This window comes from Streptomyces sp. NPDC094032 (assembly GCF_040303965.1).
In the GTDB taxonomy this organism is placed as follows: Bacteria; Actinomycetota; Actinomycetes; order Streptomycetales; family Streptomycetaceae; genus Streptomyces.
Genome location: NZ_JBEOUE010000001.1, coordinates 304,749 through 325,703, shown reverse-complemented (window position 1 = coordinate 325,703; position 20,955 = coordinate 304,749). Strand labels below are relative to the sequence as shown.

At 73.3% G+C, this 20,955-nt stretch carries 20 protein-coding genes; 9 read left to right on the top strand and 11 right to left on the bottom strand.

The genetic code is table 11. The annotated features are described in order from the left end of the window. Positions 1-2 precede the first annotated feature (2 nt). Positions 3-443, bottom strand: a complete 441-nt coding sequence (locus ABTZ54_RS01220) for a GNAT family N-acetyltransferase (RefSeq protein WP_351655343.1) — start codon at positions 441-443, stop codon at positions 3-5. A gap of 166 nt (positions 444-609) precedes the next feature. Between ABTZ54_RS01220 and ABTZ54_RS01215 the strand changes: the two genes are divergently transcribed. From ABTZ54_RS01215 to ABTZ54_RS01200, 4 genes are read left to right on the top strand one after another with little or no spacing between them, the layout of a single operon-like run. Next, the gene (locus ABTZ54_RS01215; RefSeq protein WP_351655340.1) at positions 610-2,004 is read left to right on the top strand and encodes a diacylglycerol/lipid kinase family protein; all 1,395 of its coding nucleotides are present in this window, start codon (positions 610-612) and stop codon (positions 2,002-2,004) included. Continuing rightward, positions 1,943-2,596 (top strand): phosphatase PAP2 family protein, encoded by a 654-nt coding sequence (locus ABTZ54_RS01210; RefSeq protein WP_351655337.1) that lies wholly within the window; start codon positions 1,943-1,945, stop codon positions 2,594-2,596. Before ABTZ54_RS01215 ends, ABTZ54_RS01210 begins: the two co-directional genes overlap by 62 nt. A gap of 45 nt (positions 2,597-2,641) precedes the next feature. Continuing rightward, positions 2,642-3,001 carry a zinc ribbon domain-containing protein YjdM gene (locus ABTZ54_RS01205; protein ID WP_351655334.1) on the top strand — a complete coding sequence of 120 codons (360 nt, stop codon included), beginning with the start codon at positions 2,642-2,644 and terminating at the stop codon, positions 2,999-3,001. 37 nt (positions 3,002-3,038) lie between these two features. Further along, positions 3,039-3,470 carry a PPOX class F420-dependent oxidoreductase gene (locus tag ABTZ54_RS01200; RefSeq protein ID WP_351655331.1) on the top strand — a complete coding sequence of 144 codons (432 nt, stop codon included), beginning with the start codon at positions 3,039-3,041 and terminating at the stop codon, positions 3,468-3,470. Positions 3,471-3,497: 27 nt separating this feature from the next. On the opposite strand, the gene ABTZ54_RS01195 is transcribed toward ABTZ54_RS01200, so the two are convergent. From ABTZ54_RS01195 to ABTZ54_RS01155, 9 genes are all read right to left on the bottom strand, one after another. Next, the gene (locus ABTZ54_RS01195) at positions 3,498-4,214 is read right to left on the bottom strand and encodes a GntR family transcriptional regulator (protein WP_351655328.1); all 717 of its coding nucleotides are present in this window, start codon (positions 4,212-4,214) and stop codon (positions 3,498-3,500) included. A gap of 40 nt (positions 4,215-4,254) precedes the next feature. After that, the gene (locus ABTZ54_RS01190; protein ID WP_351655325.1) at positions 4,255-5,280 is read right to left on the bottom strand and encodes an ornithine cyclodeaminase family protein; all 1,026 of its coding nucleotides are present in this window, start codon (positions 5,278-5,280) and stop codon (positions 4,255-4,257) included. Beyond that, on the bottom strand, positions 5,277-6,323 hold the full coding sequence (locus ABTZ54_RS01185) for a proline racemase family protein (RefSeq protein ID WP_351655322.1): 1,047 nt from the start codon (positions 6,321-6,323) through the stop codon (positions 5,277-5,279). Before ABTZ54_RS01185 ends, ABTZ54_RS01190 begins: the two co-directional genes overlap by 4 nt. Next, the gene (locus ABTZ54_RS01180) at positions 6,320-7,324 is read right to left on the bottom strand and encodes a proline racemase family protein (RefSeq protein ID WP_351655319.1); all 1,005 of its coding nucleotides are present in this window, start codon (positions 7,322-7,324) and stop codon (positions 6,320-6,322) included. The genes ABTZ54_RS01185 and ABTZ54_RS01180 overlap by 4 nt, the downstream gene beginning before the upstream one ends. Positions 7,325-7,364: 40 nt before the next feature. Continuing rightward, entirely contained in the window at positions 7,365-8,282 is a 918-nt protein-coding gene (locus tag ABTZ54_RS01175) for a dihydrodipicolinate synthase family protein (RefSeq protein ID WP_351655316.1), read from the bottom strand. 73 nt (positions 8,283-8,355) lie between these two features. Beyond that, positions 8,356-9,756: an FAD-dependent oxidoreductase gene (locus tag ABTZ54_RS01170; RefSeq protein ID WP_351655314.1), complete on the bottom strand. Its 1,401-nt coding sequence runs from the start codon at positions 9,754-9,756 to the stop codon at positions 8,356-8,358. Then, positions 9,737-10,048: a (2Fe-2S)-binding protein gene (locus ABTZ54_RS01165; protein WP_351655311.1), complete on the bottom strand. Its 312-nt coding sequence runs from the start codon at positions 10,046-10,048 to the stop codon at positions 9,737-9,739. Before ABTZ54_RS01165 ends, ABTZ54_RS01170 begins: the two co-directional genes overlap by 20 nt. A 25-nt stretch (positions 10,049-10,073) precedes the next feature. Continuing rightward, on the bottom strand, positions 10,074-11,228 hold the full coding sequence (locus ABTZ54_RS01160) for an NAD(P)/FAD-dependent oxidoreductase (RefSeq protein ID WP_351655308.1): 1,155 nt from the start codon (positions 11,226-11,228) through the stop codon (positions 10,074-10,076). A 71-nt stretch (positions 11,229-11,299) separates the two neighbouring features. Continuing rightward, complete coding sequence (locus ABTZ54_RS01155) at positions 11,300-13,660, bottom strand: collagenase (protein ID WP_351655305.1); 2,361 nt, start codon at positions 13,658-13,660, stop codon at positions 11,300-11,302. A 208-nt stretch (positions 13,661-13,868) separates the two neighbouring features. Here ABTZ54_RS01155 and ABTZ54_RS01150 point away from each other — a divergent pair, with 208 nt between their 5' ends. The 3 genes from ABTZ54_RS01150 to ABTZ54_RS01140 all read left to right on the top strand — a co-directional run bounded on the left by ABTZ54_RS01150 (position 13,869) and on the right by ABTZ54_RS01140 (position 17,477). Next, entirely contained in the window at positions 13,869-14,615 is a 747-nt protein-coding gene (locus tag ABTZ54_RS01150; RefSeq protein WP_351655301.1) for a hypothetical protein, read from the top strand. Positions 14,616-14,676: 61 nt separating this feature from the next. Continuing rightward, positions 14,677-15,270 (top strand): TetR/AcrR family transcriptional regulator, encoded by a 594-nt coding sequence (locus ABTZ54_RS01145; RefSeq protein ID WP_351655298.1) that lies wholly within the window; start codon positions 14,677-14,679, stop codon positions 15,268-15,270. A gap of 140 nt (positions 15,271-15,410) precedes the next feature. After that, a complete protein-coding gene (locus ABTZ54_RS01140) occupies positions 15,411-17,477 on the top strand; it encodes a galactose-binding domain-containing protein (RefSeq protein WP_351655295.1) in 2,067 nt (688 codons plus the stop codon). A 60-nt stretch (positions 17,478-17,537) separates the two neighbouring features. On the opposite strand, the gene ABTZ54_RS01135 is transcribed toward ABTZ54_RS01140, so the two are convergent. Further along, positions 17,538-18,818 (bottom strand): YncE family protein, encoded by a 1,281-nt coding sequence (locus tag ABTZ54_RS01135; RefSeq protein ID WP_351655292.1) that lies wholly within the window; start codon positions 18,816-18,818, stop codon positions 17,538-17,540. Between the two features lie 297 nt (positions 18,819-19,115). Between ABTZ54_RS01135 and ABTZ54_RS01130 the strand changes: the two genes are divergently transcribed. Both ABTZ54_RS01130 and ABTZ54_RS01125 read left to right on the top strand, forming a co-directional pair. Further along, complete coding sequence (locus tag ABTZ54_RS01130; protein WP_351655289.1) at positions 19,116-20,297, top strand: sensor histidine kinase; 1,182 nt, start codon at positions 19,116-19,118, stop codon at positions 20,295-20,297. After that, positions 20,285-20,923 carry a response regulator gene (locus ABTZ54_RS01125; protein ID WP_351655286.1) on the top strand — a complete coding sequence of 213 codons (639 nt, stop codon included), beginning with the start codon at positions 20,285-20,287 and terminating at the stop codon, positions 20,921-20,923. Before ABTZ54_RS01130 ends, ABTZ54_RS01125 begins: the two co-directional genes overlap by 13 nt. The last annotated feature ends 32 nt before the right edge of the window (positions 20,924-20,955 follow it).

Genomic DNA, 20,955 nt, shown 5'->3' with positions numbered 1-20,955 from the left:
GCTCAGGCGCGGGCCAGCTCCCGTACGTACCAGTCGAGGACGGTGCCGTCGCGGTGGCTGATCTGGCCGCGCCGCAGGAATCCGGCGCGGCGCGCGACGGCCGCCGCGGCCGGGTCGTCCGCCGGGGTCTGGATCACGGCGCGACGGGCGCCCTCGCAGCGGGCGTGGGCGCACGCGAGGAGGACCGCGCGGGTGGCGAAGCCGCGGCCTCGGGCGTCGGGGTGGAGTCGGTAGGTCACGTCGACGTCGCCGTGGGCGAGTCCGGCGGCGGCGAACCGCAGACCGACGCTTCCCACGCACCGCCCGGCCCGGATCCCGAAGGAACGGACCGGGTCGCCCGCCCCGGTGTCCTCGTCGGCGGGGGGCGGCAGCAGGGTCACGACTCCGTCGGACAGCTTGGCGGTCCCGGGCGTCTCGGGCGTCTCGGGCAGCTCTGCAGGCATCTGTTCACGCACTCCAGCGATCCTTTCGCCTCTCCGCCGCGACCACAATCGGTATCCGGCCGGACCCGCCGAGGTGGCCTGCCGAGGCGTCACCCGAACGGGCCTGTGGGTGCGGTGCCGGAGCGCGTGGGGTACGAGGCTGGGGTCGAGACATGGGGAGGCAGAGGTGAGTGAATCCGGTACGGGGGCGCGGGCCCGGTCGCGGGAGCGCCTGCTGGCGCGCTGCGCGCTGCTGGCGGCGGTGGCGGCGGTCCTCGCGCTGTTCGTCCCGTTCGGGAGCGGCGGTCTGGTGATCGTCCTGAGCGGGCTCGCTGCGCTCGTCCTGTGCGCGGCCGGCACCTGGTGGTTCCTGGCGCATCGCGGTCCCGTGCGGTTCCTGGGCGCGCTGCTCGCCGCCGGGGCGCCCCTCGGCCTGCTCGTCCTCTACGTCCGGGACGGCCTGTGGCCGACCGCCCTGCTCTCGCTCGGCCTGTGGGGCGTGGGCCTGCTCTGCGCGCGGCGGGCGCTGCCCCGGCCGCGCCCGCACCGTCCCGCCGCGCCCGCGGCCCGCCCCCTGCGGCCCGTGCTCCTGATGAACCCGAAGTCGGGCGGTGGCAAGGTCGAGCGCTTCGGCCTGGTCGAGCGGGCCGAGGCGCTCGGTGCCCGGGTGGTGCTGCTCGGGCCGCCGGACTCGGGCGGGCAGGCCGACGTGGCGGCGCTGGCCCGCGAGGCGGTCGCGGACGGCGCCGATCTGCTCGGGGTGGCGGGCGGCGACGGCACCCAGGCGCTGGTCGCGGCGGTCGCCGCCGAGCACGGTCTGCCGTTCCTGGTGATCAGCGCCGGCACCCGCAACCACTTCGCCATGGACCTGGGCCTCGACCGCGCCGACCCGGCCCGCTGCCTGGACGCCCTCACGGACGGCGAGGAGCTGCGGGTGGATCTGGGCGAGGTCGCCGGGCGCCCGTTCGTGAACACGGTCTCCTTCGGGGTGTACGCGGATGTGGTGCAGCGCCCCGAGTACCGGGACGCGAAGGCGGAGACGGCCCTGAACGCGATGCCGGAGCTGCTGGCCGGCGGCGAGGGCGGCCGCCTGGACGCCCGGGCCGACGACACCTCGCTCCGCGCCCAGCAGGCGCTGCTCGTCAGCAACAACCCGTACGTCTCGCCCGACCCGCTCGGCGGCGGGCGGCGCCCCCGGCTCGACCGCGGGGAGCTGGGCGTCATCGCCGTCCGGGTGGAGGGCGCCGCGCAGGCCGCCGACCTCGCGGTCCGGGGCACGCAGTCCACCGGCCTGAACGTCCTGACCGCCCGCCGGGTCGAGGTCACCGCCGACAGCGACACCCTCCCGGTGGCCGTCGACGGCGAGGCGCTGACCCTGCCGACCCCCGTCCTGTGCACCCTGCGGCCGCGCGCCCTGCGCGTCCTCGTGCCGCGCGACCGCCCCGGGACCGCACCGCCCGTGCCCCCGCTGAACTGGGGCCGGATCGTCGTCCTGGCCTTCGGCCCCCGAGGAGAGAGCCATGCCCGAGCCCACGAACGGACCCGTGAACGAGCCGCCGACCGGACCGACCGGCCCGGCTGACAAGGTGCCGCCCGCGCCCCCGCCCAGCGGCCCCCACGCCGTGCTCGCCGATCTGCGCGCCGTGGACGGCGCCCTGTACGCGGCGGTCGCCGCCACCCCCACCCCGGCCCTGGACCGGGGGCTGCGTCTGCTGTCCAACGCGGCCGACAACTCCAAGATCTCGTTCGCCGTGGCCGCCGCGCTCGCCCTCGCCGGGGGCCGGGCCCGTGCCGCCGCGTTCGTCGGTGTCGGCGCCATCGGGGTGGCCTCGGCCTCGGCGAACCTGCTCGGCAAGCGGCTGGTGCGCCGGCCCCGCCCGGACCGGGAGGCGGCCCGGGTGACGGTGGACCGCCATGTGCCGATGCCGAGCTCGGCCTCGTTCCCGTCCGGGCACACCGCCTCGGCGGTCGCGTTCGCCACGGCGGTGGGCGTGATCCTGCCCCCGGCCGCGGTCCCGCTCTCCATCCTGGCCTGGGCCGTCGGGTACTCGCGGGTCCACACGGGCGTCCACTACCCGGGTGACGTGGCCGGCGGCGCGGTGCTCGGCCTGGGCAGCGCCGCGGTGGCGCTGGCCGGGGCGAGCGCGTGGGCCCGACGCGGGGAGATTAAGTAATTGCTCATTTTCGCAATTAACAGGTCCGCGACTTACCATCGCCGGGTGAACGAGACCCTTCCCCCCTGCCCCGAGTGCTCCGGCGCCTACACCTACGAGATGGGCGCGCTCCTCGTCTGCCCCGAGTGCGGCCACGAATGGACGCCCGCCGCGGGCGACGCGACCGCCGGTGACGCCGGGGGCGAGCGGGTGGTGAAGGACGCGGTCGGCAACGTGCTGGCCGACGGCGACACCGTGACCGTGGTCAAGACCCTCAAGGTCAAGGGCAGCCCGAGCGGCATCAAGGCCGGCACCAAGGTCCGCAACATCCGTCTCGTGGACGGGGTCGACGGGCACGACATCGACTGCAAGGTCGACGGCTTCGGCCCGATGCAGCTGAAGTCCAGCGTCGTGAAGAAGGCCTGAGGGAACAAAGCGCCCCCGCCGGGGACTTGGAACGGTCATGACGACCACACGCTTCGACGCCCGCGAGCTGCTCGCGAAGAGCCGGCTGGGTGTCCTCGCCACGATCAAGGCCGACGGGCGCCCGCAGCTCTCCCCGGTCATGCCCTTCTACGATCCGGCCACGGACACGGTGTACGTGTCGATGACCGAGGGCCGCGCCAAGACGGCGAACCTGCGCCGTGACCCGCGCGCGGCCCTGGAGGTCACCAGCGCCGACGGCTGGTCCTGGGCGACCGCCGAGGGCACGGTGACGCTCACCGGGCCCGGCACCGACCCGCACGGGCCGGAGGTCGAGGCCCTGGTGGAGTACTACCGGCTCGCCGCCGGCGAGCACCCCGACTGGGACGAGTACCGGGCGGCGATGGTGGCCGACGGGCGGGTGCTGATGCGCATGCCCGTCGACCACGTGTACGGCCAGAGCGTGCGCTGACCCAGCCCTCGCGCCTGGCCCTTTCGCCTAGCCCTTGCGGACCTGGCCGAGCCGCCCGGCGGCGCGCTCGACCGGTTCGTCGCGGGCCTCGGCCCACAGCGAGCGGACATGGCCCAGGTGGCGGTGCATACAGGCCTCCGCCGCCTGGGCGTCGCCCGCGATCATCAGGTCGAGGAGCTCGACGTGCTCCTCCGCCGAGGAGACCAGCTTGCCCGCCTCGTCGAGGCCGGTGAGCCCGTAGAGCCGGGAGCGCTTGCGCAGGTCGCCGACGGTCTCCACGAGCCGGTCGTTCCCGGCCAGGCCGAGCAGCGTGAGGTGGAAGAGCCGGTCCGCCTCCAGATAGCCGATGAGGTTGTGCTCACGGGCGTTGGTCACGATCTCCTGGGCGAGCGGCCGCAGCGCCTCCAGCTGCTCGGGCGTGGCCAGTTCGGTGACCCGGCCGATCGTCGGCACCTCGATCAGCATGCGCAGCTCGGTGCACTGGTCGAGCTCGCGCTCGCTGACCTCGGTGATCCGGAAGCCCTTGTTGCGGACCGGCTCGACCAGGCCCTCGCGGGCGAGGTCGAGCATGGCCTCGCGCACCGGCGTGGCCGACACGCCGAGCTCGGCGGCGAGGCCGGGCGCCGAATAGACGCTTCCCGGCCGTAGTTCGCCCGCTATCAAAGCGGCCCTCAGCGCGTGACCGACCTGGTCGCGCAGCCGTTCCTGGGCCTTGATGAGACTGTGCTGCTTCAGGTCACCCACGCTCGTCCTCCGAAAACTCGCAGGAGGACAGCGTACAATGTCACGTTTCGCTGACCGACCCTCCGTCCGCATCCGCAGCATCCGCAGCTTCCGGAGCCTCCGAGGCCGCTTCCAGCTGAGCCGCCCGGTACACCGCGACCGCCACCGCCAGATCCTCCCAGGCCATGCCGACACTCTTGAAGAGGCGCGGGGCGGCGGGATCCGCCGGGGCGCGCCCGGCGACCAGGTCGGCGAGCGTGCCGGCGATGTGTCCGGGTCCGATCGCGCCCTCGGCCTCGGGGATCAGCAGGTCCCCGGCCTCGCGCAGCGCCGCCGTCCGCGACTCGACGTACACCTCGGCCCGCCGGACCAGGGCGGTGTCGACCTCGCGGGCCTCCGGCTCGTGCGAGCCGACGGCCACGACGGTGGCCCCGGGCTCCACCAGCCGCCCGTCGAAGAGCGGTTCGCGGGCCGTGGTGCAGCAGACCACGAGGTCCGCCCCCGCCACGTCGTACGCCGTGCCGGTACGGGCCTTCGGCACGCCGAGCCCCTCCGCGTACGCGACCAGCCGCCGGGCCCCCTCCGCGTTGCGGGCGACGACCACCACCTCGGCGAGCTCCCGTACCGCGAGCAGGACGTCCAGGTGGGCGTACGCCTGCGGTCCCGAGCCGAACAGCACCAGGCGCAGCGGCCCGTCCCCCGAGGCGAGGTGACGGACCGCCAGGGCGGAGACCGCCGGGGTGCGCAGGGAGGTGAGCGCGATGCCGTCGAGCAGGGCGACCGGGCGCAGCGTCGGGCCGTCGAGGAGCAGGTAGCCGCCGGTGATGCGGGGCAGCCCGAGGGCCGGGTTGTCGGGCGCGATCCCGACGACCTTCACCCCGACCCAGGACTCCGAGGCGGCGGGCATGAGCAGCAGTTCGCCGCCGGGCACCGGCAGGGCGCTCCGCTGCGGGGAGGACTCCGGGTCGAGTCCTTCGCGGAGCACGGCGGCCAGCGCGTCGACCGCGCCGGCCGGGGAGAGCAGCCGGGCCACGGCCGGGGCGTCGATCCACTGCGGGGCCCCGGCCCCGAGCGGTGCGGCGGTCACAGCGGGAACCCCGAGCCGAGGGTGTCGAACGGGTCGAGCGTGAAGAGGTGCTCGCCCGTGCGGTGGGCGCTGCCGGTCACCAGGGTGACCAGGCCCTGCGGCGTCTCGCCGCCCGGTGCGATCCGGCCGGTGAACACGGTGCCCACGAGGGATTCGTGGGTGAGCGTGTCGCCCTCCTTCAGGCGTCCCTCGTCGGCGAGGAGGGCGAGCCGGGCGGAGGTGCCGGAGCCGCAGGGCGAGCGGTCGATCTGGCCGTCGGCGAAGACGGTGACGTTCCGCTGGCGCGGCCCGGCCGGGGTGTCCGGGAGGTCCTCGTGGAGGATCACGCCGTACACCCCGGACAGCAGCGGGTCGTCCGGGTGGCGGGTGGCCGGGTGGCCGGCGAGCGCCGCCCGGATCTCCCGGCCGACGGCCACGAGTTCGGACAGGTCCGCGCGGTCGACCGCCAGGCCGAGGTCGCGGGCGGCGACCGAGGCGTAGCAGGCGCCGGCGTGGGCGAGGTCGACCTCGACCCGGCCGCGGCTCGTGGCCACCTCGACGCCCCGGCCGGTCACGCGGGCCGGGACGTTGCGGAAGGTCACACCGGTGGTGCGGCCTCCCGCGCGGTGGACGGTCGCGGTGACCCGTCCTGACGGGACGTCGATCCGCACCTCGACGTCCCGTCCGTCCTCCGGGACGGCGACCCGGCCGGAGTCCACGGCCCAGGCGCCGAGCGCCATGGTGCCGTGGCCGCAGGCGGTCGAGTAGCCGTCCTTGTGCCAGAACAGGACGCCGAGGTGCGCCCCGTCGTCGTCCGGGGGCACGACGAAGCCGCCGTACATGCCCGCGTGGCCGCGCGGTTCCTGGACGAGCAGCCGGCGCAGGCCGTCCAGCGGGCCCGGCCGGGGGGCCGTGCCGTCGCCGCCGGGGCCGAGGAGCGTGGCCCAGCGCTCGGCGACGGTGTCGCCGGGCAGCGGGGGCAGCCCTTCGGCGGCCAGGTCGACGATCCGGAAGGGTTCGCCGGCCGTGTGGTAGTCGGTGGTCCGCACCTCCGTGGAGCTCACAGCTGGAATCCCGCCGGGAAGGGGTCGGTCGGGTCCAGGAAGTACTGGCCGGTGCCGGTGATCCAGGCGCGGCCGGTGACGGTGGGCACGATCGCGGGGAGTCCGGCGATCGTGGTCTCGCCGACGATCCGGCCGGTGAACTCGGTCCCGATGAAGGACTCGTTGACGAAATCCTGGCCCGGGGCGAGGAGTCCGCGCGCGTGCAGCTGGGCCATCCGCGCGCTGGTGCCCGTACCGCACGGGGAGCGGTCGAACCAGCCGGGGTGGATCGCCATGGCGTGCCGGGAGCGGCGCCCGTCCGAGCCGGGGGCGGCCAGGTAGACGTGCTTGACGCCGCCCTGCCGCGGGTCCTCCGGGTGGACCGGGCGGTCCGGGCCGGAGTTGATCGCGTCCATGAGGGACAGGCCGAAGGAGAGCAGGTCCTCCTTGCGGGCCCGGTCGAAGGGCAGGCCGATCGAGTCGAGCTCCACGAAGGCGTAGAAGTTGCCGCCGTACGCGAGGTCGTAGGTGACCGTGCCGAAGCCGGGGACCTCGGTCTTGAGGTCGAGACCGGCGCTGAAGGCGGGGACGTTGGTGAGGGTGACGGAGCGGGCGGCGCCGTCCTCGACCTGGACGTCCACGCTGACCAGTCCCGCCGGCGTGTCGAGCCGGACCGTGGTCACCGGCTCGCTGACCGGGACCATGCCGGTCTCGACCAGGACCGTGGCGACGCCGATGGTGCCGTGGCCGCACATCGGCAGCAGTCCGGACACCTCGATGAAGAGCACGCCGTAGTCCGCGTCGGGGCGGGTGGGCGGCTGGAGGATGGCGCCGCTCATCGCGGAGTGCCCGCGCGGCTCGAACATCAGCAGCTGACGCAGGTGGTCCAGGTGCTCGATGAAGTGGACGCGCTTCTCCGCCATGGTGGCGCCGGGGATCACCCCCACTCCCCCGGTGATGACGCGGGTCGGCATGCCCTCGGTGTGCGAGTTGACCGCGTGGTAGACGTGACTGGTGCGCATGGTTCCCCTCCGTCGGTGTTGGGCGTCGTACGGCCTGCTGTCAGCGGTGGCCGTCGGCCAGCGCCTTCTCGGTGGCCGAGCGTACGGCCGTCAGGGTCTCGCCGGTGAGCGGGAGACGCGGCGCGCGGGTGGCGCCGCCGGGGCGTCCCGCGAGGTCCATGGAGAGCTTGATGGCCTGGACGAACTCGGTCTTGGAGTCCCAGCGCAGGAGCGAGTGGAGGGACTTGTAGAGCGGCAGCGCGGTGGCCAGGTCGCCCGCGACGGCGGCGCGGTAGAGCTCGGAGCAGGAGGCGGGGAGCGCGTTCGGGTAGCCGGCGATCCAGCCCACGGCGCCGGCGAGCGCCAGCTCCAGGAGGACGTCGTCCGCGCCGATCAGCAGGTCGAGCTCCGGGGCCAGTTCGGCGATCTCGTAGGCGCGGCGCACGTCCCCGCTGAACTCCTTGACCGCGACGATGTCGCCGTCGGCGTGCAGCTTGGCGAGCAGGCGCGGGGTCAGGTCGACCTTGGTGTCGATCGGGTTGTTGTAGGCGACGATCGGCAGTCCGGCCTTGGCGACGTCCGCGTAGTGGGCGCGGACGGCGTCCTCGTCGGCGCGGAAGGCGTTCGGCGGAAGCAGCAGGACCGAACCGGCGCCCGCCTCGGCCGCCTGCTCCGCCCAGCGGCGGGACTCGGCGCTGCCGTAGGCGGCGACGCCGGGCATGACCCTGGCTCCGTCGCCGGCGGCCTCGACGGCGGTACGGACGACCTGGGCCCGCTCCTCGGCGGTCAGGGTCTGGTACTCGCCCAGCGAGCCGTTGGGGACCACACCGTCGCAGCCGTTGTCGATGAGCCAGCGGACGTGCGCCGCGTAGGCGTCGTAGTCGACGGACCGGTCCTCGCGCAGGGGCAGGGTGGTGGCGACCATGATGCCGCGCCAGGGGCGGGCGGGGGTCCAGGCGCCGATGGTGGTGTCAGTCATGAAGAGCTCCTTTGTAGTGTGTGACATTTTACTGAGTGGTGTGGGGCGACCACAAGAGGGCCGCGGAAGAGGATCAGTCGGTTTCCGAGGGAAGTTCGGCCAGGTGGCGGAGCGGGACCGGGCACGCCAGCGGTCTGCGGTCCGGGGTCGCGCCCGTGCCGCAGAGCGCCGCCACCGCCGGGCCGCACATCCGGCCCTGGCACCAGCCCATGCCGGCCCGGGTCAGGAGTTTGACCGTACGGGGGTCCCGCGCGCCCAGCTCCTCGACCGCCTCGTGGATGTGGCCCGCCGTCACCTCCTCGCAGCGGCACACGTCCGTGTTCTCGCGGAGCCAGGACGTCCAGCCCTCGCCGGGGCGGTGCGCCGCGCCCATCGCGTCCGCGAAGGCGCGCAGGCGGTTCCGGGTGCGGCGCAGCCGCGCCGTGGCCTCCGCGCCCGGGGCCCCGCGCAGGCTCGTCGCGATCGAGTGGGCCGCCAGCTCGCCCTCGGTCAGGGCCAGTTGGGCGCCGCCGATGCCGCCGGTCTCGCCCGCCGCCCAGATGCCGGGGACCGAGGTGCGCTGGTCCGCCGAGAGCGCCAGCGCCACCGTGCCGTCGGTCGCCGTCCTGGTCGCGCAGCCGAGGCTGGTGGCCAGGGACAGTTCGGGGACCAGGCCATGGCCCACCGCCAGCGCGTCGCACGGGATGCGGCGGGCGGTCCCGGGGACCGGACGCCAGTCACGGTCGAGCCGCGCGACCGTGACGGCCTCGACCCGGTCCGTGCCGTGCGCCTCGACCACGGCGTGCCGGGTGAGCGGGCGCACGTGGTGCCGGGCGAGCGCGGCGCCGTAGCGGGCGCCCTCGATCAGCTTGGCCGGGTTGCGCAGGAGCGTGCCGGTGCTGCGGGCGTACCCGGCGCCGTACGCCGCGGCCTCCACCACGGCGGGGACGCGGGCGCCGGCGGCGGCGAGGGTGGCCGCCACGGCGAGGAGCAGCGGGCCGCTGCCCGCCACGACCACGCGGCGGCCGGGCAGCACCAGGCCGCTCTTCAGCATGGCCTGCGCCCCGCCCGCTCCCACGACGCCGGGCAGGGTCCAGCCGGGGAAGGGGAGTTGGCGTTCGTACGCGCCCGTTGCCAGCAGGACCGCGCGCGCGTGGACGGTGGTCGGCGCGTCGTCGTGGGCGGCGCGGGCGTGCAGGGTCCAGCCGTCGTTGTTCGGCAGCACCGCCCACACATGGCACTCCGGGCGGTGGTCGACCCGGCCGGCCGCGCGCAGCCGCTCCTCGCGGGAGGCGAAGGCGCGCCAGTCGTGGTGCAGGGCCTGCGGGCGCTCGGCGCCCAGCTCCGGGGCGGGGCTGCGGTAGTACTGGCCGCCGGGGCCGCGGCCCGCGTCCAGGAGGACCACGGACAGGCCCAGGTCGGCGGCGGTCACGGCGGCGGCGAGCCCCGCGGGGCCCGCGCCGACGATCGCGAGATCAGCAGCCGAGTTCGGCACGGCCGGTTCCCTCCTGGGTGGTGATCGTGTCGCCCGGGTTCGCCGGGACCAGGCAGGCCCGCTGGTTGGGGCGCCCGTTGACGGTGACCAGGCAGTCGAAGCACTGGCCGATGCCGCAGAAGACGCCTCTCGGAGCGCCGTTCTCGCGGGTCCTGCGCCAGGACAGGATGCCCGCGCTCCAGAGGACCGCGGCGATGGACTGGCCTGCCTGTACGGGGAGTTCACGCTCGTCGAACGTGACGGTGTGCGTGGCGGTGGGCGTGCCGCCCACCAGGTCGCGCGGGGTGCTCATCGGGGTGCTCCGTCGGTGGGTTGCCTCATGCCTCCGCCTCCTCGCCGAAGTCCCGGTCCGGGCGGAACGGGCCGGGGTCCATGGGTGGTTCCCCGGCGGTGAGCGTCGCCGCGATCAGCGCGCCCGTGCCGGGGGCCAGGCCGATGCCCGCGCCCTCGTGGCCGCACGCGTGGTGCAGCCCCGGGACCCTGGGGTCCGCCCCGATGGCGGGGAGGTGGTCGGGGAGGTAGGGGCGGAAGCCGTGGTAGACGCGCTGGACGTCCACTCCGGCCAGGATCGGGAAGAGGGCCTGGGCCTGGGCCGCCAGGCGGCGCAGGGCCTCCGTGGACAGGGAGCGGTCGAAGCCCACGCGTTCCCGGGTGGCGCCGATCAGGACCGGGCCCGAGGGCGTACCCTCGACGACCCCGGAGGACTGGAGGGACGCGGAGTCGCTCGCCACGTCGGCCACGTAGTCGGCCGCGTAGACCTTGTGGCGGACCACGCGGGGCAGCGGCTCGGTGACGAGGACGAAGCCGCGGCGGGGCAGCACCGGGAGGTGGGTGCCCGCCAGGCGGGCGATCTCACCGCCCCAGGTGCCCGCCGCGTTCACCACGGCGGGGGCCAGGAGTTCGCGGCGCGGGGTGCGGACGCCCCGGACCGCGCCGGTGGCGTCGGTGAGGATCTCCGTCACCTGTTCGCCCAGGTACGTGGTGGCCCCCGAGGCCGCCAGGAGGCGCGCGGCCGCCTTGGCGGGCTGGACCTGGGAGTCCTGCGGGTAGTGGAAGCCGCCGGCCAGGCCGGGGGCCAGATGGGGTTCGAGGTCGTGCAGCCGGGCGGCGTCGATCTCGGTGTTCTCGACACCGGCGGCGCGTTGGCCCTCCGCATAGGCGCGGAGCGCCTTCAGGGTGGTCTCGTCGGGCGCCACGACGAGACCGCCCTTGGGCTCGTACTCGGTGTCCGGCAGTTCGCCGGCCAGCTCGCGCCAGAGTCTTGTGGACAGCAGCGCGAGGTCGAGCTCGGGGCCCGCCTCCTTGTCGGAGACGAGCAGGTTTCCTTCCCCGGCACCTGTGGTGCCGCCCGCGACGGGACCGCGGTCGACGACGGCGACGGAGAGGCCGGAGCGGGCCGCGTAGTAGGCGCAGGCGGCTCCGACGACGCCGGCACCGATGATCACGGCATCCAGGGAGTGTCTCTTGGGCACGGCAGTAATATGTCACATTCTTCTGGCCGTGCCCAGGCCCTTCCCGGACCTGGGCACGGATCGGGCGATTGCTAGCTGCGGAGGGGACCCTCGCAGGTGAAGGCGGACGTGCCCGCGACCCGGTTGGACCAGATCTCCACCGGGCCGAAGGAGCAGTTCATGTCGGCCAGGTTGTTGGAGGCCGCGCCGGCCCGGTCGAGGATGAAGTAGTCGACCGTCTCGGACATGTCCTTGAAGACCTGGTCCTGGCTGTTGGCGTCCTTCAGGTTGGCGGTGATCCGGCCCGTACAGACGAAGCGCTTCTTGCCGGGGTCGCCGTTCTCCACGCAGTCCGGGTTGGCGTACGTGGCGGTGTAGAAGGCGGAGCGGACCGCCTCGGCGCCGGAGTCGCGCAGCTGGTCGTTGGGCGTGAAGGTGGTGTTCGGCACGTAGAGCTTGTCGACCTGGGCGATCTGGGTGTCCAGGAAGCGGTCGTACGCGGCCTGGAGGCCCGGGTCCGCGCTCATCCGCTCGCGCCAGGCGTCGTAGCCGGCCACGTCGTTGGCGCGCATGTTCGTGTACATCTCGCGGAGCAGGGACGGGCGCTCCGTCCACAGGAACTCGAAGAAGGTGCCCGCGTAGTTGTAGAAGCGGAAGCCGTCGCCGTCGTAGGTGGCGTGCAGGAGCTGGCGGACGCTCATGCGGGGGCCGCCGCCGGCGGTGTCGTTGATGATGCCGCGCACCAGGGACTTGCGGACGGCGATGCCGTTGTCGCGGGTGGCGCCGTCGAAGAACTCCGCGGTGCCCTCGTCCATGGCGGTGGTGCGGTCGCCCTGGTACCAGGCGCCCTGGCCGAAGGTGCCGGGGACGGCCCAGCGGCCGTTGAGGTAGTGGGTGTACTCGTGCCGGAAGAGCTCTTCCAGGGTGAGGCTGGAGTCCTGCGGGACGCGGCGCTGGTACGTGTAGAAGGTGGCGCCGTTCTCGATGTAGATGCCGCCGTTGCTGGTGCTGTAGCCGGTCAGGACCGGGTGGTAGATCTCGTAGTCGGCGCGCGAGGCGTACAGGACGATGTTGAGGGTGCTGTTGGTGTCGCCCGCGAGCGGCTGGTCGGTGCCGAGCACGCGGTGGAACTGCGACTTGACCTGCTTGCTCGCGTAGTAGAGCTGGTCGACGGTGGCCCGGTCGAGGGCGGTGCGGACCTTGATGCCGCCGTTGTCGTACGTGTACGTGTTGGGGAAGAGCTTCTTCTCGATGTCGGCCTTGCAGACGCCGTACGGCGCGCAGGCGTTGTAGTAGTTGAGCCAGGAGACGACCGAGCCCCACTGCACGCTGATGCCGAAGGTGGACTGGACGGTCCCGAGCACGGTGCCGAGGTCCGTGGCGATGGCGTCCTTGAGGCCGTCGATCTGGCCGAAGCGGCCGTACTCGTTCATCGCGTCGCGGACCACCCAGGCGTTGGCCGTGCCCTTGAGGTGGGCGTAGCCGGCGAAGGCGCGGAAGGTGGCGCGGTAGGCGGGGTCCGCCTTCGCGGCGGCCTGGAAGGCGGCGTCCTGGTTGCCGGGGTAGACGCCGAGGTAGTTGGTCGAGAGCCCGGCGAGCGCGGCGCCGGCCCAGTCGGGGCTCTGGTTGGTCGTGGTGTGCGAGGCGTCCATGGTGGCGAGCACCCGGGTGATCAGGCCGAGCTGGTACTGGCGCAGGCCGGGGCCGCTGCCCGCGTAGAGGGCCTCGCGCAGGGTGCGGGCGTTGGAGGCGGTGACGTCGAAGGTGCGGGCGGCGTTGCCGAAGTCGGCTATCGCCTGGCGCATCGCGTTCACGGTGGGGGCGTCGGTGACGTCGATCTCGGTGCGCGAGAAGTCGTGGTACACGACCGCGTGGAGGTACGTGAACATCTCCTCCAGGTTGGAGGAGTTGGTCCCGTCGTGGGTGGCGGAGAGCGCCGAGATACGGCGGGAGACCGCCTGGACGTGCGCGTCGGACATGACGGGCGCCAGGCGGGCGTCCCAGCGCCAGATCAGGCCGCGCAGACAGACGTCGGCGGTGACGGCCTTGTCGGCGAGGAAGTCCGCGAACTGCTCGGGCGACAGGCCGGTGATGCCGTCGAGGGTGCAGGGGACGCCGGACGCGAGGGTGGGGGCCTCCGCGGTACGGGCGGCCGAGCGCCGGTCGGCCTTCGCGGTGCTCTTCGCGGCACCCGGGACGCTGGCCTCGGGGCCGCCGCCGGGGGCGGGGGCCGGGGCGGGCTTGTGCGGCTTGGCGTCGGCGAGGTGGTCGACCTCGTCGAAGGGGTTCGCGTCGGTGGCGGGCCCGGCGGCGAAGGCGGCGGGCACGGCCGCGGGGCGCTGGGGGGCGGCCTGGGGGGCGGACTGGCCGACGGCCTGTCCGGCGGAGGCGACGAGGGTCACCGCGACGGCGGTGGCGAGGAGGGTGGAACGCACAGCTTTGTGCTGGTTCACCTGGGGACTCCTGGTCGGGTGGGATGGGGGGTCTACACGGCCTGAAAGTCCCTGGCTCACGTAGGACTTGACGGAGTACCGTCACCGCGTGAGCTGTAACATAGTAATGTGAAATTGCACTGACAACCCCTGTGCACCTGTGAGTTCCTTTCGGTTCACGGAGGTGTCGGTCGGGGCCCCGCCCGGCACGGACACCTAGGCTCTGCGCGTGAGCGAGGGCGAGCGGTCCGGCGCGGAGCGCGTGATGCTGATGGCGGCCCTGTTCGCCGTCCCCGTACTGAAGCTGTCCTGGACGCTCGGCGGCGGCGATTCCGCCCGGGACGCGCTGGACACCATGGGCCCGAAGAACTGGCTCGACGTCATGAGCGGGATGTTCCTCTTCGAGCCGCTGCTCTCCACCGTGCTCGGGGTGGCCGCCGCCCGGGCCTTCTATCTGTATCTCGGCGAGCACGGCCGTGGACCCGCCCACCCCGGACGGGGCGTCGCGGCCACGGCGGCCTCCGCGGCGATCGTGCCGGGCGCCCTGGCGCTCGTCATCGGCTCGCTCAACGGCTGGGGCTGGGCCCTGGTGGCCGGCGTCGTCGCCTACGCCCTGCGCCTCGGCGTGCTGCTCGACCACCGCACCGGCCGGTACGCGGGCGGTCACCGGCGCACCCGCGCGGCGGGCCCGCTCCACCGCACGGCCGACCTGGTGTGGGGCGCGGGCCTCCTCCTCACCCTGGTCGCGCTGCCCCTGCTCGCCCTGGCGGCCGCGCTGGACGGGCGCTCCTGGGCCGGCGTGGTGCGCTGCGACGTCGACACCGGCGCGGGATCCTCCCGTACCCGGCTCATCGAGTTCGAGCGCGAGGGGGACGGCGTGGTCGGCTGGGACGTCGCGGGCGGCGTCGTCGTCAACGGGACCGCCTGCGCGGGGGACGCGGACGACGTGATCCGCGAGCCCTGGTGGCGCGCCTGATCTCCCCTCGCGCTGCGGTTACCCTGTCGGCCGCGGTGGAGCCGATACGAGGAGGACAACCATGGCGCGGATGCCGTCGGCGGAACGACGCCGGCAGCTGGTCGAGGCGGCCGTACGGGCGATGGCGAGGGACGGCGTGGCCCGGACGACGACCCGGTCGATCTGCGCCGAGGCGGGGGTCTCGCTGAGCGTCTTCCACTACTGCTTCGACTCCAAGCAGGCCCTCCTGGAGGCCGCGATCGAGTCGATCACCGGCAACTACGTCGCCCACGTGCGGTCCGCGGTCGAGCCCCGGGCGACCCTGCGCGAGACGGTCCGGGGCGCCCTCGGCACGTACTGGGACCATGTGACGGCCCACCCGGCCGAGCACATGCTCACGTACGAGCTCACCCAGTACGCCCTGCGCGAGGAGGGGTTCGAGCATCTCGCGCGGGCCCAGTACGAGCAGTACGTGGCCTCGGGGACCACCCTGCTCGACGAGGTCTGCGCGGTGTGCGAGGTGGAGCCTCGGGTGCCCATGAGCCTGCTCGCGCATCTGCTCGCGGCGATGATCGACGGGCTCACCCTCCAGTACCTGGTGCTCGGCGACGAGCGGACCGCCGCGGCCCTGCTCGACGCCACGGCCGACCAGCTGGTGACGCTGATCGGGGGCTGACGGATCATCAACAGGTCATTTGACCCGGACTCTTGACTCACTCGGCGATCCTCGCGATCCTCTGGCCAACCGCTGTTACCGCAAGAAACACCCGGCGGCCCCAGCCCGGTACACCCCCATGACCGAAGGCATCGCTGACCATGACTCGACCCACAACGCGCAGAGCGGGCTGGCGGTTCGCCCTCGCCTCGCTTCTCATCGCCCTGGCCACCGTCGTCTTCGGCGCGGGGCCGGTCCCCGCGGCCGACGCCGGTTCGTGGTGGGAGCCCACCGCGCGGCCCGCGCCCGACTCCCAGATCAATGTCACCGGCGCCCCCTTCAAGGGCACCGACGCCCAGGGCAAGGTGCGCGGCTTCGTCGACGCGCACAACCACCTCATGTCCAACGAGGGCTTCGGCGGCCGGATGATCTGCGGCCAGACCTTCTCCGAGGCGGGCGTCGCCGACGCGCTCAAGGACTGTCCCGAGCACTACCCGGACGGCTCCGGCGCCCTCTTCGAGCACCTGACCGGCGGCGACAACGGCAAGCACGACCCGGTCGGCTGGCCCACCTTCAAGGACTGGCCCGCCAACAACTCCCTGAGCCACCAGCAGAACTACTACGCCTGGGTCGAGCGGGCCTGGCGCGGCGGCCAGCGGGTGCTCGTGAACGACCTGGTCACCAACGGGCTGATCTGCTCGCTGCTGCCCCGCGACCGCGGCTGCGACGAGATGGACGCGATCCGTCTGGAGGCCCGCAAGTCGTACGAGATGCAGGCGTACATCGACAAGATGTACGGCGGTCCCGGCAAGGGCTGGTTCCGCATCGTCCTGGACTCTGCCCAGGCCCGCTCGGTGATCGAGCAGGGCAAGCTGGCGGTCGTGCTGGGCGTCGAGACCTCGGAGCCCTTCGGCTGCAAGCAGATCCTGGACGTCGCCCAGTGCGGCAAGGCGGACATCGACAAGGGGCTCGACGAGCTCTACGGGCTCGGCGTGCGCAGCATGTTCCTCTGCCACAAGTTCGACAACGCCCTGTGCGGGGTGCGCTTCGACAGCGGCACCACGGGCGTGGCGGTCAACATCGGCCAGTTCCTGTCCACCGGCACCTTCTGGACCACCGAGAAGTGCGCGGGCGCGCAGCAGGACAACCCGATCGGCCTGGTGGCGCCCGCCGCGATGGCCGAGAAGCTGCCGGCCGGGGTGAGCGTCCCCTCGTACGCCTCGGACGCCAAGTGCAACACCCGCGGTCTGACCCGGCTCGGGGAGTACGCCCTGAAGGGCATGATGCAGCGCGGCATGATGCTGGAGCTCGACCACATGAGCGTCAAGGCCGCCGGCCGGGCCCTGGACATGCTGGAGGCCGAGGAGTACCCGGGCGTCATCTCCAGCCACAGCTGGATGGACCTGGACTGGACGGAGCGGGTCTACCGCCTCGGCGGCTTCGTCGCCGAGTACATGCACAACGCCCCGGGCTTCATCGGCGAGGCGGCGCAGAAGGCGGCGCTGCGCAAGAAGTACGGGGTCGGGCTCGGCTACGGCACCGACATGAACGGGGTCGGCGGCTGGCCCGGCCCGGTCGGCGCGGACGCCCCGAACGCGGTGAAGTACCCCTTCCGCAGCTTCGACGGCGGCTCGGTGATCGACCGGCAGGTCACCGGGGAGCGCACCTGGGACCTCAACCTGGACGGCGCCGCGCACAACGGCCTGGTGCCGGACTGGATCGAGCAGATCCGGCTGACCCCGGGCGGCCCGGGGGTCGTCGACGAGCTGTCGCACGGCGCGGAGTCGTACCTGACCACCTGGAAGGCGACCGAGAAGCACGAGCTCGGCGTCAACCTGGCCGCGGGGCGGCCGGCCTCGGCCTCCACCACCCAGTGGTGGAACCCGTTCGTGAACTACTCCCCCGGCCTCGCCGTCGACGGCGACACCGGCACCCGCTGGGCCAGCGAGTGGTCCGACGACCAGTGGATCCAGGTGGACCTGGGCGAGCTGCGCCGGGTCGGCCGGGTCACCCTCGACTGGGAGAGCGCCTACGCCCGCGGCTACCGGATCGAGCTGTCCGAGGACGGCGCGAACTGGAAGAGCGCGTGGTCCACGGACGCCGGTGACGGCGGCTACGACACGGCGGAGTTCGCCTCGCAGCCCGCCCGCTACGTGCGCGTCCACGGGGTCACCCGGGGCACCCAGTGGGGCTACTCGCTCTACGAGCTGACGGTCAGCCGCTCCTAGAGCACATCACGAGGGGGCCCGCCGGATTCCGATCCGGCGGGCCCCTTCGCGTGGACGCCGTCAGCCGGCGGAGGGGCCGGTCCAGTCGGCCGGGACGCGGGCGAGCCGGACCCGCTGGGGGTGGTCGCCGACGGCGACCGAGGCCACCCGTCGCCCGGTGGCGAAGTCGATGGCGGTCACCCGGTCGGCGCCGCTCTCGGAGATGACACAGGACTTCCCGTCGCCGCTCACGGTGGCCCAGTACGGCTTGCTCGCCTCGACGAGCGGGCCCTCCTGGAGGGTGGCCCGGTCCACCACGGTCGCGTAGTCGTCCATCGTCCCGGCCACGCACAGCTTGCCGCCGTCGGGGCTGATCGACAGGCCGTGGTGGCGGGAGTCGTTGACCCAGGTGGTGCGGTCCGTGCTGGTCGCCGGGTTGACGGGCAGCGCCTTGGCGCGGGTGATGCGGTCGGTGGCAAGGTCGTACTCCAGGAAGCCGTTGTAGAACGAGACCTGGAAGTAGAGCTTCTTCTCGTCGGGGGTGAAGACGAGCGGGCGGACGGCGTCCGAGAGGTCGCCGCGTCCGAAGGCGTCGAGGCGCTCGCGCATGTCGATGACGCGGACGGTCCGGAGGGTGTCGGCGTCCACGACGGTGATCTTCCGGTCGCCCTTGGTCCAGTCGAGCCAGGGGGCGTCGAGGGCGGTGGTGACCTCGCCGATGGACATGTTCCACAGCAGGCCGTCGGAGGTGAAGACGTTCTCGTGGGGCTTGTCGCCGGTGGTGAAGGAGCCGACCTGGCGGCCGGTGACGATGTCGAGGACGTGCACGGTGTTCGCGGTGGACGCGGAGACGGCGACGCGGGTGCCGTCGGGCGAGACGGCCATGTGGTCGGAGCGGTAACCGGCCACGGGAAAACGCCAGTTGATCTTCCCGGTCCGCAGGTCGAGGGAGACGACGTCGGCGAAGCTGGGCCGCGAGACGACCATGGCGGAGCCGTCGGGGGTGGCGTACATGTCGTCGACGAACTGGTCGTGGCCCTCGCCCGGCCCGCTGCGCACCCCGAGGAAGAAGGCCAGCTTCACCGGGTCGAGCTGGATCTCGCGCATCCGCTCCGCGCGGTCCGGTATCACGTTCACCCGTCCGACACGCGCGAAGTCGCCGCGGGAGGCGATGACATCGGCCGTTCCGTCCCAGTTGTTCCCGACGAACATGACCTCGCGCAGCCCTTCGGCGCTCCGCTGCCCGGTCGGCGCGGCGGCGCCGGTGCCGCCGAGGGTCGCGAGAAGGGCGAGGGCGGCGACGAGGACCGTACCGAAACGGCCATGGGCGCGGGGGGAGCCTGGCTGGCGAAGGGAGGGCATGGGGGTTCCTTCTTCCGGGACGGGAGGGACGGGTGGGGCGGGAGGGAGGAGGGGACGAGGGGCTTACCCGAGGTAACCATGGACATGCGGCGCCCAACAAGGCCCGGGACGGGTCGTGTTACCACCCGGTAGAGCATGGCCCGAAAGCCGCCCACAGCACCCGCACACCGCCTTCACAGCCTCCACAGAACGGCTGGCAGACGCCCTGTCGGCCGGTTCTCGCTCGGGCAGAATGCGGGACGAAGGCGACGGTTGCGGACGCGGGAGGGCGTGGTCTTGCCGGTGGGGTCCTTGGCGATGGAGCGATTACGAGCACTGCGGCGGACGACGTGGGCGGGATCCGGACTCCAACGCGCGCAGTCCTTTCTGATTCTGGCCACGCTCCTCTACCGGGCGAGCCATCTGACCGTCGGCGTCCTCGCCGTCGCCCAGCACCGGCAGGGCCACCCCGTGCAGTACCTGGGGCTCGCCGCCGCCCTCGGCCTGAGCCTCCTCCTGTACGGGACGGCGCTCGCCCGCGGCTGGTTCGACCGCCGGTTCGTCTGGGCCGACGTCCTGGTCACCGGCTGCCTCCTGCCCTTCGCGCTGTACGTCTGGGGCGGTGTGCGGGAGACCCCCGCGCTCGGCTGGGCCATGCTGCTCGGCGGCTCCGCCAGCGCCGTGGTCTCCGTCGCCCTCCCCCGGATCCAGGCGCTCACGGCGCTCGTGGCGCTGGTCGTCACCCACCTGATCGGCTACCACCTGGTGGGCGCCAGCCGCGCCGTCCTGGGCGGACACGTCAACTCGCTGCTCTCCTCCGCCGTGATGACCTGGGTGTTCTGGTGGTACCTGCGCCGCCAGGGCCGGCTGCTAGACGAGGCCAACGCCCGCGCGCTGGCCGCCGAGACCCAGAAGGCGCGGTACGCCGAGCGGCTCCAGCACCACCGGGCGCTGCACGACACCGTTCTCGCCACCCTCACCACCCTCGCGGCCGGCGGCATCGACGCCAACGCGCCCGAGGTGCGCGAGCGGTGCGCCAAGGAGGCCGCGTATCTGCGCAGGCTGATCCAGCAGACCGCCGACGAGGTCCCGCACCCCGAGATGGGCGCCGCCCTCGAAGAGGCCGTCAGCTCCGCCGAGAGCCTGCGGCTGCGGGTCACCGCCCAGTACCACGAGCTGCCCCCGGTGCCGCCCGAGGTCGCCGCCGCCTTCGCCGACGCGGCGCGCGAGGCCCTCAACAACGTACGGCGGCACGCGGGCACCGGACACGCCTATCTCACCGCGACCGGCGTCCCCGACGACCCCGCCGCCCCCGGCCGGCCGGGCGGGGCCGTCGTCACCGTGGTCGACCGGGGCCCCGGCTTCGACCCGGACCACCCGGTGTCCGGCCTGGGGCTGCGCCGCTCGGTGCGCGAGCGGATGGCCGAGGTCGGCGGGCACGCCACCGTCGACACGGCGCCCGGCGAGGGCGTGCGGGTGGAGCTGAGATGGCCCGCGTGATCACCGTCGGCGTCGTCGACGACGACCGGATGCTCCTCGACGGCATGCGCTCCTGGCTGGGCCAGGTGCCCGAACTGCGGGTCGTGGCCATGGCGGCGACCGTCGGGGAGCTGCTCGCGGGCCCCGCCGCCCCGCCCGACATCGTCCTGCTCGACCTGCTGCTGCGGGACGGCTCGGCGCCCGCCGACAACATCCGGCGGGTGCTGCGCTCCGGCAGCCGGGTCCTGGTGATCAGCACCGTCCCCGACCGGCCCCGGGTCATCGAGGCGGTACGGGCGGGCGCCGACGGCTATCTCACCAAGGACAACGACCTGCCGACGCTCGTCGCCGCCATCAAGGACGTGGTGGCGGGACACGGCGCCCACTCCCCCGAACTGGCCTTCGCATGCGCGCACGACAACAGTCCCGAAAGTCCCCGTCTTTCGCCGAGAGAACGTCAGATCCTGCTCGATTACGCCTCCGGGATGACCCTGAAATCGGCCGCGCGGCGGGCCGGGATCACGGTCCACACCGCCAAGGACTACCTGGACCGGGTCAAGGCCAAATACCAGCAGGCGGGCCGTCCGGCGTACACGAAGATCGACCTCGCCGTGCGGGTCCGCGAGGACCGCATCGAGGGGGTCTGACCACGTAAGGAGCCCCCGCAAGCCCCCCAAAC